Below are 15,738 nucleotides of genomic sequence, written 5' to 3' on the forward strand. Positions count from 1 at the left end.
TCTGGATGCTCCGCGTGGTGTCGACGGTGTTGTCGTTGCGCTCAGGCGAATCCGTAGGGACCCGCGAACGTGCCGATGTGGCTCACATGGCTGACCATGCCGTGCGCCTTGTCCCACAGGTGCAGCATGCAGCCGCGCGGTCCGATGTGGGATTGCGGCTGCGCATCGGGGGCGAGCTGCAGGTCGATCTCCGTCGTGGTGCTGGGGCAGGCGCACACGACGGTGCCGGCCCAGCGGCGCAGCATCGTGCGGTGCACGTGCCCGCACAGCACGAGCTCGATGTTGGGCGCAGCCCGCACCACGTCCTCCAGCTGCTGCACTTCCATATAGCGGTACATGTCCATGTAGGGAATGCCGCTCATGAAGGGTGGGTGATGGAGCATGAGCAACGTGGGCTTGTCCGTGTCCTGCGCCAGCACGCGCGCCAGCCATGCGAGTCCTTGCGCATCGATGTGTCCGTGGTGCTTTCCTGCGGGGCACGAGTCGAGCCCGATGAGGCGCACCGGATGGTCGTCGATGCACCAGTGCAGGGGCCCGTCCGCGGGCAGGCCGGGCTGGTCATGGAATGCGAGGCGGAAGTTCTCGCGGTGATCGTGGTTGCCAGGGATGGCGAGGAAAGGAATGCGCGAAGCCGAGAGCAGCTCACGCACCATCGCGTACTCCTCGGGCCGGCCTTCATCGACGAGGTCGCCGGTGATCACGAGCAGGTCGGGGCGCCGGTCGAGTGCATGCACGTGTGCGAGCGCTTCGGAGAACATGCGATTGGAATCCGCCACGCCCTGGTACAGCGCGCCTTCGGGCCGGATGTGCGGGTCGGACAACTGCGCGATGAGCATGTGACTCCTCGATGAACAGGCTGTCATGGTGTTGTCACGCGCAGAGTGCAGCCATACGCCTGATGGCGTAGCGGCACAAAGTATTCGTGCCGCACTCAACGCATTCGCTTTGACGTAAAAACACGCGCTGACATCGGGCCGTTCCGATCGAGGAGGGATGGAATCATGAGTTCGCCACGTCTGGCGCCTGCTGCGACGGTGATGACGCACCACCGCGCGGGCGACGTGTTCTACGCGACCCGGCAGCCGTTGAGATCGCATCCGCAAACGCTGCTGGACCATCTCGACGCATGGGCATGCAATGCACCCGATCGCGTATTCCTGGCGGAGCGCGATGGCGAGGCATGGCGCACCTTGCGCTACGCCCAGGCGCGCGCAAACGTGCATGCCATCGCACGGATGCTGCTGCAGGACGGCGCACCCGCCGGTAGCACGATCCTGCTGATCGAAGGGAACTCGATCGCGCATGCGCTGTTGTCGCTTGCGGCAATGGCCATCGGCGTGATCGTGGTCCCGGTGTCGCCGGTGCACCTGCACAGCGCGCAGGGGCTCGCGCGCATTGCGAGCATTGCGCAGCGCGTACGGCCCGGTCTCGCGTACATGGCCGATGCGGCAGTGCCCCGCCCGTCGCTCGGCGGAGTCGATGCGTGCAGGTGGCTCTCGCCGGACATGCTCGACAGCGCTGCGGCACAGGCCGCCGCCGACGGATCGCATGCGCGCTTCTCCGAACGCAGGGCGCGTATCGACGGCGACACGCTGGCGAAGTTTCTCCTCACCTCCGGCTCCACGGGCTTGCCCAAGATCGTGATCCACACGCAGCGCATGCTCTGCGCGCAACAGCAGCAGATGGCGCAGCTCTGGCAGTTTCTCGAAGACAGGCCGCCCGTGTTGTGCGACTGGCTGCCGTGGAACCACACCTCGGGCGGCAACAACAGCTTCAACATGACGCTGCGCAACGGCGGTACGCTGTTCATCGACGAAGGCCGGCCGACGTTGAAGGACATCGGGCAAAGCGTGCGCAACCTGCGCGAGGTGTCGCCCACCTGGTACACGAACGTGCCGCTCGGCTATGCGGCGCTGCTGCCGCATCTCGAAGCCGACGCGTCCTTCGCCGACGCCTTCTTCCGCCGGCTCGACCTGCTGGTGTACGGCGGCGCGCCGCTGCCCGCCGATCTCTGGCGGCGCATGGATGCGCTGTGCCGCCGCAGCACCGGGCACGTCGCACGCTGGGCCAGCGGGTGGGGGCTGACGGAGACGACCTCGACCTCGGCCGTCACGCATTTCGAGACGGCCGGCACCGGCGAGATCGGCGTGCCGCTGCCGGGCATGCGCTTCAGGCTTTCGCTGCGGCGAGGCCTCTACGCCGTGGCGGTGAAGGGGCCCAACGTCACGCCGGGCTATCTCGGCGACGAGGAGCGAACGCGCGAGGCGTTCGACGACGAAGGCTTCTTCCACACCGGCGACCTGGTCTCCTTCGTCGACCCTGCCAACCCCGACGCGGGCCTGCGCTACGAAGGCCGTGCTAGCGACGAGTTCAAGCTCGGCAGCGGCATCTGGGTGGTGCCGGGGCGCATCAAGGCCAGCCTGCTTTCGCACACCGGCCCGCTGGTGCAGGACGTCGTGGTGGCCGGACCGGGCAGGTTGCGGCTGGTCGTCTTCCTCTGGCTGAATGCCGAGCTGGTGCGGCGGGATTTCGAAGGCCTGGCCGATGACGGCGGGCAGGGCACGGGCAGCGGGGCGCTGCTGCGTTTTCTCGAAGGGGCCATTGCCGCCTACAACGCGGTCCATACGGGTTCGAGCGAATCGATCGCGCGGGCCTGCGTGCTGCTGGAGCCGCCGAGCGCGGCTTTCGGCGAGCTGACCGACAAGGGCACGATCAATCAACGCCGCTTTCTCTCGCGGCGCGCGGACTTCGTCGAGGCCCGGTACGCGGACGCAACGTGTCGGCCGGGCGTGGTCGAATTCGCGGCAGGCGAGGCCCCGGCCGCGCTCCCCGTCGCCGCATGCTGAAGCCTGCCGCCGCCATGCCGGGCGCCAAGGAGTTCATCGTGCTGGCCGCGGCCGTCATGTCGGTGAATGCGGTGGCGATCGATGCATTGCTGCCGGCGCTGGCCGCCGTCGGTGCCGCGGTGAATGCCGGCGAGGACAACCGCAGGCAGTGGCTGATCACCGCGTACCTGATCGGATTCGGCACGTCGCAGCTCATCTACGGCACGCTGTCGGACCACTACGGCCGCAAGCCCTTGATGCTCGTGGGCCTCGCCCTCTACGCGGCCTTTGCCGCGCTGAGCGTACTGGCCGGAAACTTCGGGACCGCCGTGGCCTTGCGTGTTCTGCAAGGATGCGGCGGTGGCGCGAGCGTGCTCGCGCTGTCGATCATCCGCGACCGCCATTCGGGCGACGAGATGGTGCGCGTGATGTCGCTGGCCTTCATGCTCTTTCTGGGCATTCCGATCTTCGCGCCCTCGCTGGGCCACGCGATCCTGGTGCTGTCGTCATGGCAATGGGTGTTCGCCGCGATCGCGCTCTTCGGCGCGCTGTTGCTGTCGTGGGTGGCGCTGCGACTGCCCGAGACGCTGCCGCCGGAGCGCCGCATGCCACTCTCGCCGCAGGCGGTGGCGCGGGCGATCGGATACGTGCTGCGGCAGCGCGATTCGCTCGGCTACACGCTGGCGTCCACGGCGCTGGTGGGGGCGCTGTTCGGCATCGTCACGTCGGGCCAGCAGCTGTTCGCGAACGTGTTCCATGCGCCCGAGGCTTTTCCGATGGTGTTCGGCACGGTCGCGACCTGCGTCGCGTTGGCCGCGCTGCTCAACGGGCGCGTCGTGGGCCGCTTCGGCGCGCGACGCACCTCGCACCTCGCGCTGATGGGCTACCTGCTCGTCGCATGCGTGCACGGTGCCGTGGCGTGGTCGGGACTGGAGCGGGCGTGGATCTTCACGGTGCTGCAATCGGCGTTGATGTTCTGCTTCGGCCTGATGCTCGCGAACTTCGGGTCGCTCGCGATGGCGCGGCTCGCGCACATCGCGGGCACGGCCTCCGCGGTCCAGAGCCTGGTGATCAACGTCGGCGGCGCGCTGGTCGGCATCTTCATCGGGCAGCGCTTCGACGGCACCGCGGTGCCGATGACGCTGGGCTCGATCGCCTGCGGCTGCGCGGCGCTGGCGATGGTGCTAATGGCCGAACGCGGGCGCCTCTTCCAGCCGGTTGCGGCGCCGCTGCCGATGCGGACGGCGGGATGAGCATCTCTTTCATGGCACCGACGTCCCGGACCCTGCGGCCGCTCAATGTGGCGCCGGCGCTGCTGCAGGGCCTGCACGAACTCATTGCAGCACTGAACGCGACAGACGCCACGCTGCCCGGCCGCCCCGCCGTCGAGATCGCCCGCACCAGGGCACAGGCGGCTTCGGCCGCGCGGCTGATGGCGCAGGCCTTCGTGCACAACCAGGACAAGGGCTGGCTCGCATGGCTGCCGCCGTCGGAGGTTGCGTGCGTTCGCTCGGGCGATACCCGGCGGGCGCAGGAAAAGATCGCGCGCGTGATCGACTACCTGTGCGCGGCCGCGGCCTTCGAGGGCGGACTGGTGCTGCTCGAGTCCGCGGACGCACCGGAGGCGCCGGGGGGGCGCGAAATCCGCGGCGCTTCGCTGTGGGGCCTGCCACCGGCCGCGCCCGGCACCGAGCCATGGTGGCACCTGGCGGCGTTCGGCGCGCCCGCCGCGTTGCGCAGCTACGGGCTGCTGCGCGCGGCGGCGGCAGCGGGTGCGGCGAACGCGTTGGTGCGAGCCTCGGAGGAGACGATGCACCGCCTCGGCTTTCCGGCGCGCTGCATCTACGCGCAGATGGGATGCGTCCAGCCGGCGCACCAGGGCCAGCGCGTTTCGCGGCGCATGTTCGAGCCGTTCCGCCTGCTGGCGGACCGCTTCGACCTCGTGTACCGGCTGGAGAGCAGCAGCCCCGAGACGAACGACCAACGCGTTTTCTCCAACTTCCGCTTCGAGAAGATCGGGGAGCATCGCTTCGGCGCCTCACGCTTCAACAGCGTCGGTCCCTACACGATCAACCTCATGGTCAGAAGGCCGCGGCCCGAGGTGCCATGTCCCTGATCTTTCGTCCGGTCGACCCCTCCGACGGGGATTTTCGCGACCGCTGGAATGCACGGGTGGCGGAGAACGAGCTCTCGCTCGACCACGGGTTCCTCTGTCTCCTGGCCGACACCGAACCCGGGACCACTTACCACTTCGTGCAGGCCGCGAATCCGGCAGGGCATGTGTGCGCGCTGGCCTGCTATTCGGTCGCGGAGATGCGCGTGCTGCGCTTCGTTCCGCTGCGCGTGCTGGTGCTGGGCGGTACGGTGGCCGCGGGCAAGGCCTTCTGGTTCGATGCCGACGTGCTCGACTTCGCAACGTTCCTTGCCGGCTTCGAGGCGTTCGTGAAGGCCGGGGTGCGCTGCGACATTCTCGTGCTCAAGGAGTTCTCGCCGGGCCGGGACGAAGCGCCGATGCGTTCGATGGCCGAGGCAGGCTTCATCGCGCAGATGTGCTACGACCGGAGCCGCCTCGCGCTGCCGCCGGACGGGCAGATGCAGAGCTTCCTCGATTCGCTGCCATCGAAGAAGCGAAGGTACCTGCGGCAGGTGCTTGCGCAGGGCGAGACGGCGGGTCTCGCGGTCGAGGTTCACCAGCGCTTCGACCATCTGATCGATGCCGTCTATTCGCTCTACCTGGCGGTGAACGCGCGGGCCAGCGAAGCGCGCACCCCGGCCTTGCCTCGCCGGTTCTTTGCGGCGCTGGGGCAGCTCGGTGGTGCCGCGCAGATGCTGACGATCTCGCAAGGCGAAAGGACGATCGGGTTCGGCCTGCTGATGCAGCGCGGCGCCAAGCTCAAGTGCATGGTGATCGGGCTGGACTACGAGGTGTCGAGGGAGCTTCAGCTCTGGTACCAGATCGTCGTTCGTGYGATCGAGCACGCCATGAACAGCGGCTGCACCAGCGTCGACCTGGGATCGACCAACCACAGCATGAAGCGCAAGTTCGGCGCCGAGCACGAGGACATCTGGATCGCCGTGCGCCACCGGAGCCGATGGGTCACGCGGCTGCTGGCCCCGTTGATCCGGCACACGCTGGCTTCCATCTATCGACCCGCGGGGAGGGCCTTGCCCACCGCCGACGATGCCAACTGAGCACACCGGAAGGATGCGCCATGTACCGCACGATCATCTACGCCATCCCCTTGTTCGCCGTGCTGATCGCGTGCGAATTCGCCTGGGGCTGCATCAGGCGGCGCAACACCTACCGGCTCAGCGATTTCCTCAGCAACCTGAGCCACGGTTTGCTGAGCCAGGTGGTGGCCGTCTGCACGCCGTTCTTCCAGATCGGCTTCTATACGGTGGTCTTTCGGTTCACATCGCACTGGTCGAACCAGGACTTCTGGAACAGCTGGACCGGTACGTTGACTGCGGTGCTCCTGTTCGACTTCTGCAACTATTGGGTGCACCGCGCGGGCCACGAATGCGCAGTTTTCTGGGCCGCGCACGCCGTCCATCACCAGAGCCAGGAGTTCAACCTTTCGATCGCCCTGCGACAGGGAAGTGCCGTGGCACTGCTCGGCTGGGTCTTTTTTCTTCCCATGGCGCTCATCGGCGTCCCGCCGGAAAAGTTCGGTATCGCGGCGCTGGTGCTGCTGCTCTACGGCTACTGGGTACACACGGAACACATCGGAAAGCTCGGCTGGTTCGACCATGTCTTTTCATCGCCGTCGAACCATCGCGTGCACCATGCCATCAACGCCGAATATCTCGACCGCAACTACGGTGCCTTGCTGGTCCTGTGGGACAAGCTTTTCGGAACCTTTGCCGAAGAAAAAGCGGCGTGCATCTATGGGACACGCAAGCCACTCGACAGCTGGAATCCCCTGCAGGCGCTTCTGGGGCCGTACATTTCCTTGGCGCGTGCGGCATGGCACACGCGCCGATGGCGCGACAAGTTGCGTGTGTGGTTCAAGGCGCCAGGGTGGCAACCGGCCGACATTGCGGAGAAGTTTCCCGAGCAACTCCCCGCGGCCGATGCCGTGAAAAGATACAACCCCCCGCTCACGCATGTCCAGCAATGGACGGCCGTCGCGCAGCTCACGCTCTGGATCGCAGCCATTCTGATGTTCCTGTGGCAGGCAAGAGCCTCTGCATTCGGCATCAATGCAACGATGCTCGGCGCAACCGTTGCGGGACTCTGGCTCACAGGCGCAGTTCTGGAGTCCGCGGTCCGTGCCCGTTGGGCATGGTGCCTGCAGGCGGCGTTGGCAGGCCTGGTTGCCACCTGCCTGACCTGGCGCTAGACGGTGTCCGGGTGTGATGCGGCCGATGGTGCATCGCCCCCTCAGGCCCGCTTCCTGAAGTGCATCGACGCACCGCTCGCCTGTGCCAGCTCGTCCGCCGTCTCCAGAAGCGCGGGGCCCAGCTCGAGCATGCGTTCCTCCGTCAGGCGCACCAGCGGCCCCGCGATCGTGATGACGCCGATCACCGCGCCGTTGCCGGGGCGCACCGGTGCGGCCATGGCCGTCATGGCCGGCGCGAAGACCTCGTTGATCATCGCGAAGCCGCGCCTGCGCGCCGCGCGCAAATACATCAGCAGTGCCTTGACGGTGGTCGGCGCCTTCGGCCCGTAGTCCGCGGGTTTGCCGAAACCCTGCCTGGCGACCCGCTGGAGCGCCTGCTCGTCCGTCATCGTCGACAGCCAGGCGTGGCCGGCCGAGCTGCACGAGAGATTGACCGACAGCCCCATGTCCGGGTCGTAGCGCAAGCCGTGCGTGGCCCCTTGCGCCTTGGCGACGAACGTCAGCGCGTCGCCATCGACCACCGCCAGGCGCACCAGCTCGCCCGACCTGCCCGCGAGCCTGTCCAGCAGGGGCTGGGCGATGTCCACGATGCCGCTGTTGCTCAGGAAGCTCAGGCCCAGCGACACGAGCTTGATCGTGAGCATGTAGTCGCCATGGCTCTGGTCCTGCCGCACGTAGCCGCAGCGGACCAGTTCGCTCAGCAGGCGATGGGTGGCGCTCAGGGGCATGTCCAGCTCGGCGGAGAGCGCGGAAAGGGCGCGGCCCTCGGGGTGGCCGGCCAGGTGTTCAAGGACCTTGAAGCTGCGTTCGAGGATGGCGGTCATGTCGTTCGAAGGATGGGGGCAGCCGCAACTCTAGCGTTTTTGCCAAGTGTTTTCACTAGTGGAAATACTTTCCACATTGATCCTAAGATCGTGCCGGCATCACTTTGCTGGAGACCATCTTGAGAAAGCTTCATCGCTCGCTGGCTGTCGCCGGCCTGGCCCTCGCCTTGGTCATTCCAGCCTTCGCACAGGACGTGCAGGAGCGCGTGATCCGCTTCGGCCACCTCAACAATGCCGACCACCCGGTGAGCTTCGGCGTGAAGCGTTTTGCCGAACTGCTCGCGGCCAAGAGCGGCGGCAAGATGAAGGTGCAGGAGTTCCCGGCCTCTCAGCTCGGCAACGAGATGCAGCAGCAGTCGGCGCTGCAGGGCGGTGTGCAGCAGATGTCCGCACCGGCCACGACCTCGCTCGCGGGCATCGTCAAGGAGTTCGGCCTGGTCGACTTCCCGTTCTCGGTGAACAACTTCGCGCAGGCCGATGCGCTGCTCGACGGCCCGCTGGGTCAGGCGCTGATCGCGAAGCTGCCGGAGAAGGGGCTCGTCGCGCTGGGCTACTGGGACCTGGGCTTTCGCAACGTCACGAACAGCAAGCGTCCCATCACCAGGCCCGAGGACCTGGAGGGGCTGAAGATCCGCGTCATTCCGAATCCGGTGTTCCTCGAGACCTTCAAGGCCTTCAAGGCCAATCCGGTGCCGATGCCTTTTGCCGAGCTGTACGGCGCCCTCGAATCCAAGGCGGTCGACGGCCAGGAGAACCCGTATGCGGTGATCCTCTCGAACAAGTTCTTCGAGGTGCAGAAGTTCGTGAGCGCCACGAACCACGTGTATGCGGCCAACATCGTGCTGGTCAGCAAGAAGTTCTGGGACTCGCTGAGCCCCGCCGAGCAGAAGATGATGCGCGAGGCCGCCGACGAGTCGCGCGGCTACCAGCGCCAGGTGAGCCGCGCCGCCGCCCAGCGTGCCGTGGGCGACCTGCAGGCCAAGGGCGCGCAGTTCAACGAGGTGGCACCCGCCGAGCAGGCCCGCATGCGGCAGATCGCCAAGCCCGTCACCGAGCGCTTCGCCGCGAGCTACGACCCCGCCATCGTCAAGCTCTACACCGACGAGCTCGCGCGCATCCGCAAGTAAGCCCCACCGAAGCCCATCATGAAGATCCTCGTCCTGCACGGCCCGAATCTCAACCTGTTCGGCCGCCGCGAACCCCACATCTACGGCAAGACCACGCTGGCCGAAATCAATGCGCAGCTGCAGGCGCTCGCGGACGAACTCGGCGTGGCGCTGGACACGATCCAGTCGAACCATGAAGGCGACCTGGTCGACTTCCTGCACACCCACATCGACGATGCGCAGGGCGCGCTGGTCAACCCCGCAGGCCTCACGCAGCACGGCGTGCCGCTGCACGATGCGATCAAGGCCATGCCGTTTCCGACCATCGAGGTCCACATGTCGAACATCGCCGCGCGCGAGGCGTGGCGCGCGCATTCGATCATCTCGCCGGCAGTGAGGGGCACGATCCAGGGGCTGGGTCCGCTGTCCTACCTGGCCGCGCTGCGCGCGCTGGTCGAGATGCAGAAGCAGGCCGAGGCGACGGCAACATCATGAACCGATGGATCGACCGATGCTGCACCGGCATCGAAGCGCTGATTGCGGCCGCACTCGCCGTCATGGTCGTGCTCGTCTTCGGCAACGTGGTGCTGCGGTACGGATTCAACTCGGGCATCACCGTGTCCGAGGAAGTCTCGCGCTGGCTGTTCATCTGGATGACCTTTCTCGGCGCGGTGGTCGCGCTGAAGGAGCACGGCCACCTGGGCGTCGACATGGTGGTGCAGAAGCTGCCGCCCATGGGCAAGAAGATCTGCCTGGCGGTGGGGCATGGGGTGATGCTCTACATCGTCTGGCTGCTGTTCCAGGGCAGCGTGGCGCAGGCGCGCATCAACTGGGACGTCACGGCGCCGGTCACCGGCGCGCCGATGGCCGTCGTCTACGGCTCGGGCGTGGTGTTCTCGGTGCTGGCCGCATTCATCCTGGCGCTCGACCTGCTGCGGCTGTTCACCGGCCGCATCGCCGAGAGCGACCTCGTGATGGTCCAGGAGTCGGAAGAGGCGGTTCAGCTCCAGCAGATCCTGGGCGCGCAAGGTGACGTCCCGGGGGCGCGCAAATGACCATCCTCGTCTTCGTCGGCGCCCTGCTTCTCGCCATGGCGATGGGCATTCCCATCGCGTTCTCGCTGCTCGCCAGCGGCGTGGCGCTGATGTGGCACCTCGACCTGTTCGACGCACAGATCCTCGCGCAGAACGTGATCGGCGGCGCCGACAGCTTTCCGCTGCTGGCCGTTCCGTTCTTCATGCTGGCCGGCGAGATCATGAACGTCGGCGGCCTGTCCAAGCGCATCGTCGACTTCGCGCTCGCGCTGGTCGGCCATGTGAAGGGCGGGCTCGGCTACGTGACCATCATGGCGGGCTGCCTGCTCTCGGCGCTCTCGGGTTCGGCGGTGGCCGACGCCGCCGCGCTCACCGCGCTGCTGCTGCCGATGATGGTCAAGGCGGGCCACGACAAGGCGCGCGCGGGCGGGCTCATCGCGGCCACCGGCGTCATCGGGCCGGTCATTCCGCCGAGCATCGGGCTCGTGATCTTCGGCGTGGCCGCCAATGTCTCGATCTCCAAGCTGTTCCTCGCGGCCATCGTGCCCGGCCTGCTCATCGGCGGCGCGCTCTGGCTCACCTGGGCCTGGCTGGTGCGCCGCGAAAAGATCGTGCCGCCGCCGCGCCAGTCGTCGGCCGAGATCTTCACCGCGTTCCGCAAGGCGCTCTGGGCGCTGATGCTGCCGGTGATCATCCTGGTGGGCCTGCGCATGGGCGTGTTCACGCCGACCGAAGCCGCCGTGGTGGCGGCCGTGTATGCGCTGTTCGTGTCCACGGTCGTCTACCGCGAGATCACCTGGAAAGACCTCTACGGCGTCTTCGTGAGCGCGGCCAAGACCAGCGCCATCGTGATGTTCCTGATCGCCGCGGCCATGGTGAGCGCATGGCTCATCACGGTGGCCGACCTGCCTTCGAAGGTGGTGGGCCTGCTGCAGCCGTTCATGGGCAACCAGATCCTGCTGATGATCGCGATCATGGTGCTCGTGATGATCGTGGGCACCGCGATGGACATGACGCCGACCATCCTGATCCTCACGCCCGTGCTGATGCCGATCGTGAGGGCGGCCGGCATCGACCCGGTCTACTTCGGCGTGCTGTTCATCATCAACAACTCGATCGGGCTGGTCACGCCGCCGGTGGGCACGGTGCTGAACGTGGTGGCCGGCGTCGGAAAAATCTCGATGGACGACGTCACGCGCGGCGTGGTGCCTTTCATGATCGCCGAGTTCGCCGTCATGTTCCTGATGGTGCTGTTCCCATGGCTGGTGACGTGGCCGGCCAGGTTCTTCCACGGATAGAAAAGACAAAAAGGAGACTTCACCATGAAGAGTTCGATGCAGAAGCTGCTGGCCGCGGCCGTTGCGGCATTCGCCGTGTTCGCGACGGCCGGTGCCGGCGCGCAGGTCAAGGAGCGCACGCTCAAGTTCGCATTCCAGAACCAGACCGGTCACCCGCAGGCGCAGGGGGCGCAGAAGTTCGCGGACCTCGTCGCGGCCAAGTCCGGCGGCAAGATCACGGTGAAGCTGTTCGCGGGCGGCACGCTCGGCGGCGATCTGCAGACCGTGTCCGCGCTGCAGGGCGGCACGGTCGAGATGACCGTGCTCAACGCCGGCATCCTCTCCGCGCAGGTGAAGGAATTCGCGGCCTACGACTTTCCGTTTCTCTTCAACAGCGGCAAGGAAGCCGATGCCGTCACCGACGGACCCTTCGGGCAGAAGCTGATGGCCAAGCTCGAAGAGAAGGGCCTGCACGGCCTGGGCTACTGGGACCTGGGCTTTCGCAACCTCACCAACAGCAAGCGGCCGGTCGTGAAGGCGGACGACATCGCGGGCCTGAAGATCCGCGTGATCCAGTCGCCGATCTACATCGACATGTTCAGTGCGCTGGGCGCCAACGCCACGCCGCTGCCGTTCCCCGAGCTCTATCCGGCGCTCGACCAGAAGGCGGTCGACGGGCAGGAGAACCCGAACACGACGATCCTTTCGTCCAAGTTCGCGGAGGTGCAGAAGTACATCACGCAGACCCGCCACATCTACAACCCGCAGGCGCTCCTGATCAGCAAGAAGACCTGGGACGGCATGAGCGCCGACGAGAAGAAGATCATCACCGAGGCCGCCGACGAATCGACCGCGTTCCAGCGCCAGGCATCGCGCGGCGCCGCCGACAGCGCGCTCGAGGCGCTCAAGAAGGCAGGCATGACCGTCTCGGAGCTGCCGCCGGACGAAATGGCGAAGCTGCGCGCCAAGGTGAAGCCGGTGATCGACAAGTACACCGCGTCGGTGGGCGAGCCCACCGTCAAGGAACTGATGGCGGAAATCGAGAAGGTCCGCAAGTAGCTCAGACGATCCGGACCGACAGGTTCGGCAAGCCGTCGATGTGGATCTCGATCAGGTCGCCGCGCACCACCGGGCCCACGTTTTCCGGCGTGCCGGAATAGATGATGTCGCCGGGTTGCAGCTCGAAGGCCTGCGACAGGCGGCTGATCTGCTCCGCGACCGACCAGATCATGTACTTGAGCGTGGCGCTCTGTTTGGTCTGGCCGTTCACCTTGAGCCAGATGGCGCCGTCCGCGAAGTGGCCGACCTTGGCCACGGGGTGGATCGGCCCGATGGGTGCCGAATGGTCGAAGCTCTTGCCGATCTCCCAGGGCTTCTTCTGGTCGCCCATCTCGCGCTGCAGGTCGCGGCGCGTCATGTCCAGGCCGAGCGAATAGCCGTACACATGATCGAGCGCACTGGCTGCGGGGATGTTGCTGCCGCCCTTGGCCAGCGCGACGACCAGCTCGACCTCGTAGTGGTAGTTCTTGGTCAGCGTGGGGTAGGGGTGGTCGGCCACCGTGCCGGGCGTCACGACCTGGATCGCATCGGCCGGCTTCTGAAAGAAGAAGGGCGGTTCGCGGGTCGGGTCCGAACCCATCTCGCGCGCATGGGCTGCGTAGTTGCGGCCGATGCAATAGATGCGGCGCACCGGGTACACCTGCTCGCTGCCGGCGATCGGCACGGTCGACACGGCGACATCGAAGGGCGTCCGGGGCGAGCGTGCGGCGCCTGCCGGCAGCGCGCAACCGGCGATGGCGCCCGTGGCCATGGCGGCCGAACCGGCCAGCAGGCCGCGACGTGATGAACTGGACATGGCCTGTCTCCTTCTGGTTTTCTGGTGAAAGCGATCGAACGATCGATTCTGGGATGGTGCGCCGCCGCGGCGCCGCACGCATCTACGCAAAAACAGGACGCAAGCAACACGCCCGAGGCTGCCCTTGCTGCCCTTACCATCGCGCCATGCCGGCTCCCCAGTCCAGCTCCCGCCTCTACGGCATGCAGGAGCGTGCGAACCACCTCGACTTCGACATCCGCTTCGAAGGCGCGCGCGACGTGCTGGCGCGCCCGCACCGGCACGAGTACTTCCAGATCCAGGTGAGCATCGACGGCGGCGGGCAGCAGCTCATCGGCGGTGCGGTGCGGCCGTTTCGCGCCGGGCACCTGAGCTTCGTGCTGCCGTACCGGGTGCACGTGGTGCCGCACCCCGCAGGCGCGCGCTATGCCATCGTGAATTTCGACCAGGGCTTTCTCTGGCCGGAACTGGCCGTCGAGCCACTCGATCTCGAGGAAGTGCCCGTGGCGCGCCATCCGGAGCTGGCACCCTTCCTGTTCCAGGAGTACGTCGACTTCCGTTTCGACGAAGCGGACTTCGCACGCATCCTGGGCTGGCTCGACGAACTCTCCACGCTGAACCGGAAGCGCGGTTTCGCCACCGTGGGTGCGATCCGCGGCATCCTGCTGCAGGTCATGGCATTGACCTGCCAGCGGCACGAAGCACAACTGCTGGAACAGGCCGCACGCCACAGCGGACGCAGCTCGCGGCGCGACGCGTTGCAACGGGTGATGCGGTACGTGCGCGAGCACCTCGGCGAAGAGATGTCGCTCAACGAGGCCGCCGCCGCGGCGATGCTGTCGCCCAACTACCTCGCGCACCTGCTGAAGAAGCAGACCGACCGCACCTTCACCGAACTCGTCACCGAACGGCGGCTGGAGCGCGCGAAGGAACTGCTGCTGACCTCGAGCGTGCGCATCGGCGACATCGCGCTGCAATGCGGCTTCAGCGATGCCGACTATTTCAGTCGCCGCTTCAGGCAGCAGGTCGGCGTCACGCCGCGGCAGTTTCGCCAGGACGTGAGCGCCGACTGACGGCCATCGACTGCTACTTCTTCTTCATCGCCTTGACGTCGGCCATGCCCTTGGTCTTGTCCGCCTTGGCCTGCTTCACGCAGGCGGACTTCGCGTCGCCCTTCTGGTCGTCGCATTTTTCCTTGGCAATGCTGTAGGCGGCATCCACCTTGGCCTCGGCCACCTTGCGCGCGTTGCTGTCGCTGGGCCGGACCTTCTGGTCGAGCTCGGCCTTGGCGATCTTTTCCTTGCCCTTGGCTTCCTCGACGCAGACGTCCTTCGCGTTGTCCTTCATGGCATCGCATGCGGCCTTGTCGGCCTTGTAGTCGGCCGCAATCTTGTCGCGGCCGGCCTGGAGTTCCGCAATGGCCGGGTCGACTGCCGCCGATGGAGGCGGATTCATCTGCGCATGTGCCGGAAGGGCCATCAGGCACGAGGCAGCCGCGCACACCGACATCCACATGAGCTTTTGCATGGTCATCTCCTTGACGCCGGTGTTGGGGTTCGTTCTCGCGGGAGGTCCGGCGCCGAACCCATCCTAGAAAACGGTGGCATCGAGGCGGTAGGACGCCAGGGGGAGCGGCCGTAAGCACATGCTGACGCGGCGCGGGAAATCCGCCCAGGTTGTGAAACGCAGTGTGTGCGGTTTCCAGGGCCGACACAGAGGCATACGCAATGCATGCCCGCGGGAGGAGGCACGGCGAACAATCCGATCGTTCCCTCGACAAACCGCCTCGCTTCTCCAAGGAATTCGCCATGAAGCCTTCTCGCCTCGCCATTGCCATCGCGGCCCTCGCGGCTTCGGTGGCCGTCCTCACGTTCGCCGCGCCTCCGCTCGGGGGTGATACGCCCGCCGGCCAGGCGCAGCAGGCGCCGGAGTTCCAGAACATCGACCAATGGCTCAACTCCCCGCCCCTGAAGCTGGAAGCGCTGCGCGGCAAGGTGGTGCTCGTCGACTTCTGGACCTACACCTGCATCAACTGTCTCAACCACCTGCCTTACGTCAAGGACTGGAACGAGAAGTACAAGGACAAGGGCCTCGTCGTGGTGGGCGTGCACACGCCTGAGTTCGCGTACGAGAAGTCCACGAAGAACGTCCAGGACGCGATCCAGCGGCTGCAGATCAAGCATGCCGTGGCGCAGGACAACCACTACGCGACTTGGAAGGCGTTCAGGAACCAGTACTGGCCGGCGGTCTACCTGATCGACAAGCAGGGCCGCATCGTCTACTCGCACTTCGGCGAGGGCAGCTACGGAACGACCGAGAAAAAGATCCAGGCGCTGCTGGCGGAGCAGCCGCCAGCGGGGTTCTGAAATGAAACCTTGGTTCTCGATTCGTCGGAGTGTGCGTTCGGGGCGCGATCCCGCCGACGGTGTGCTCTGCTCCGCGAATGTCCCCCGGCGCGGCCTAGGGCCGCAGGCCTCCTCCTTTATTTCGCTGCG

At 66.4% G+C, this 15,738-nt stretch carries 16 protein-coding genes; 12 read left to right on the plus strand and 4 right to left on the minus strand.

What is annotated here, in order from left to right; translation table 11 throughout:
- Positions 1–41: 41 nt before the first annotated feature.
- Complete coding sequence (locus tag AC1DXX_RS25715) at positions 42–836, minus strand: phosphodiesterase (protein ID WP_478137044.1); 795 nt, start codon at positions 834–836, stop codon at positions 42–44.
- A 165-nt stretch (positions 837–1,001) separates the two neighbouring features.
- Between AC1DXX_RS25715 and AC1DXX_RS25720 the strand changes: the two genes are divergently transcribed.
- The 5 genes from AC1DXX_RS25720 to AC1DXX_RS25740 are packed head-to-tail and all read left to right on the plus strand — an operon-like array spanning position 1,002 to position 7,168.
- Positions 1,002–2,846, plus strand: coding sequence for an AMP-binding protein (locus AC1DXX_RS25720; protein WP_478137045.1), 1,845 nt, complete (start codon positions 1,002–1,004; stop codon positions 2,844–2,846).
- Positions 2,840–4,078, plus strand: coding sequence for a multidrug effflux MFS transporter (locus tag AC1DXX_RS25725; protein ID WP_478137046.1), 1,239 nt, complete (start codon positions 2,840–2,842; stop codon positions 4,076–4,078). Before AC1DXX_RS25720 ends, AC1DXX_RS25725 begins: the two co-directional genes overlap by 7 nt.
- Entirely contained in the window at positions 4,075–4,941 is an 867-nt protein-coding gene (locus tag AC1DXX_RS25730) for a hypothetical protein (RefSeq protein ID WP_478137047.1), read from the plus strand. Before AC1DXX_RS25725 ends, AC1DXX_RS25730 begins: the two co-directional genes overlap by 4 nt.
- Positions 4,932–6,017, plus strand: coding sequence for a GNAT family N-acetyltransferase (locus tag AC1DXX_RS25735; protein ID WP_478137048.1), 1,086 nt, complete (start codon positions 4,932–4,934; stop codon positions 6,015–6,017). The genes AC1DXX_RS25730 and AC1DXX_RS25735 overlap by 10 nt, the downstream gene beginning before the upstream one ends.
- On the plus strand, positions 5,918–7,168 hold the full coding sequence (locus tag AC1DXX_RS25740) for a sterol desaturase family protein (protein WP_478137049.1): 1,251 nt from the start codon (positions 5,918–5,920) through the stop codon (positions 7,166–7,168). Before AC1DXX_RS25735 ends, AC1DXX_RS25740 begins: the two co-directional genes overlap by 100 nt.
- Positions 7,169–7,209: 41 nt before the next feature.
- Here AC1DXX_RS25740 and AC1DXX_RS25745 read toward each other — a convergent pair whose 3' ends face one another.
- Positions 7,210–7,992 (minus strand): IclR family transcriptional regulator, encoded by a 783-nt coding sequence (locus tag AC1DXX_RS25745; protein WP_478137050.1) that lies wholly within the window; start codon positions 7,990–7,992, stop codon positions 7,210–7,212.
- Positions 7,993–8,111: 119 nt separating this feature from the next.
- Between AC1DXX_RS25745 and AC1DXX_RS25750 the strand changes: the two genes are divergently transcribed.
- The 5 genes from AC1DXX_RS25750 to AC1DXX_RS25770 are packed head-to-tail and all read left to right on the plus strand — an operon-like array spanning position 8,112 to position 12,468.
- Positions 8,112–9,119, plus strand: a complete 1,008-nt coding sequence (locus AC1DXX_RS25750) for a TRAP transporter substrate-binding protein (protein ID WP_478137051.1) — start codon at positions 8,112–8,114, stop codon at positions 9,117–9,119.
- A gap of 18 nt (positions 9,120–9,137) precedes the next feature.
- A complete protein-coding gene (locus AC1DXX_RS25755; protein WP_478137052.1) occupies positions 9,138–9,593 on the plus strand; it encodes a type II 3-dehydroquinate dehydratase in 456 nt (151 codons plus the stop codon).
- Complete coding sequence (locus tag AC1DXX_RS25760; RefSeq protein WP_478137053.1) at positions 9,590–10,153, plus strand: TRAP transporter small permease; 564 nt, start codon at positions 9,590–9,592, stop codon at positions 10,151–10,153. Before AC1DXX_RS25755 ends, AC1DXX_RS25760 begins: the two co-directional genes overlap by 4 nt.
- A complete protein-coding gene (locus AC1DXX_RS25765; protein WP_478137054.1) occupies positions 10,150–11,430 on the plus strand; it encodes a TRAP transporter large permease in 1,281 nt (426 codons plus the stop codon). Before AC1DXX_RS25760 ends, AC1DXX_RS25765 begins: the two co-directional genes overlap by 4 nt.
- Before the next feature lie 24 nt (positions 11,431–11,454).
- A complete protein-coding gene (locus tag AC1DXX_RS25770) occupies positions 11,455–12,468 on the plus strand; it encodes a TRAP transporter substrate-binding protein (protein WP_478137055.1) in 1,014 nt (337 codons plus the stop codon).
- A gap of 1 nt (position 12,469) precedes the next feature.
- Here AC1DXX_RS25770 and AC1DXX_RS25775 read toward each other — a convergent pair whose 3' ends face one another.
- The gene (locus AC1DXX_RS25775; RefSeq protein WP_478137056.1) at positions 12,470–13,264 is read right to left on the minus strand and encodes a fumarylacetoacetate hydrolase family protein; all 795 of its coding nucleotides are present in this window, start codon (positions 13,262–13,264) and stop codon (positions 12,470–12,472) included.
- A gap of 182 nt (positions 13,265–13,446) precedes the next feature.
- Here AC1DXX_RS25775 and AC1DXX_RS25780 point away from each other — a divergent pair, with 182 nt between their 5' ends.
- Positions 13,447–14,316 (plus strand): helix-turn-helix transcriptional regulator, encoded by an 870-nt coding sequence (locus AC1DXX_RS25780; protein ID WP_478137061.1) that lies wholly within the window; start codon positions 13,447–13,449, stop codon positions 14,314–14,316.
- A gap of 13 nt (positions 14,317–14,329) precedes the next feature.
- Here AC1DXX_RS25780 and AC1DXX_RS25785 read toward each other — a convergent pair whose 3' ends face one another.
- On the minus strand, positions 14,330–14,770 hold the full coding sequence (locus tag AC1DXX_RS25785) for a hypothetical protein (RefSeq protein WP_478137057.1): 441 nt from the start codon (positions 14,768–14,770) through the stop codon (positions 14,330–14,332).
- A gap of 281 nt (positions 14,771–15,051) precedes the next feature.
- On the opposite strand from AC1DXX_RS25785, the gene AC1DXX_RS25790 reads away from it, so the two are divergent.
- On the plus strand, positions 15,052–15,609 hold the full coding sequence (locus tag AC1DXX_RS25790) for a thioredoxin family protein (RefSeq protein WP_478137058.1): 558 nt from the start codon (positions 15,052–15,054) through the stop codon (positions 15,607–15,609).
- The last annotated feature ends 129 nt before the right edge of the window (positions 15,610–15,738 follow it).

It is taken from the genome of Variovorax sp. P4_B10 (genome assembly GCF_056402375.1).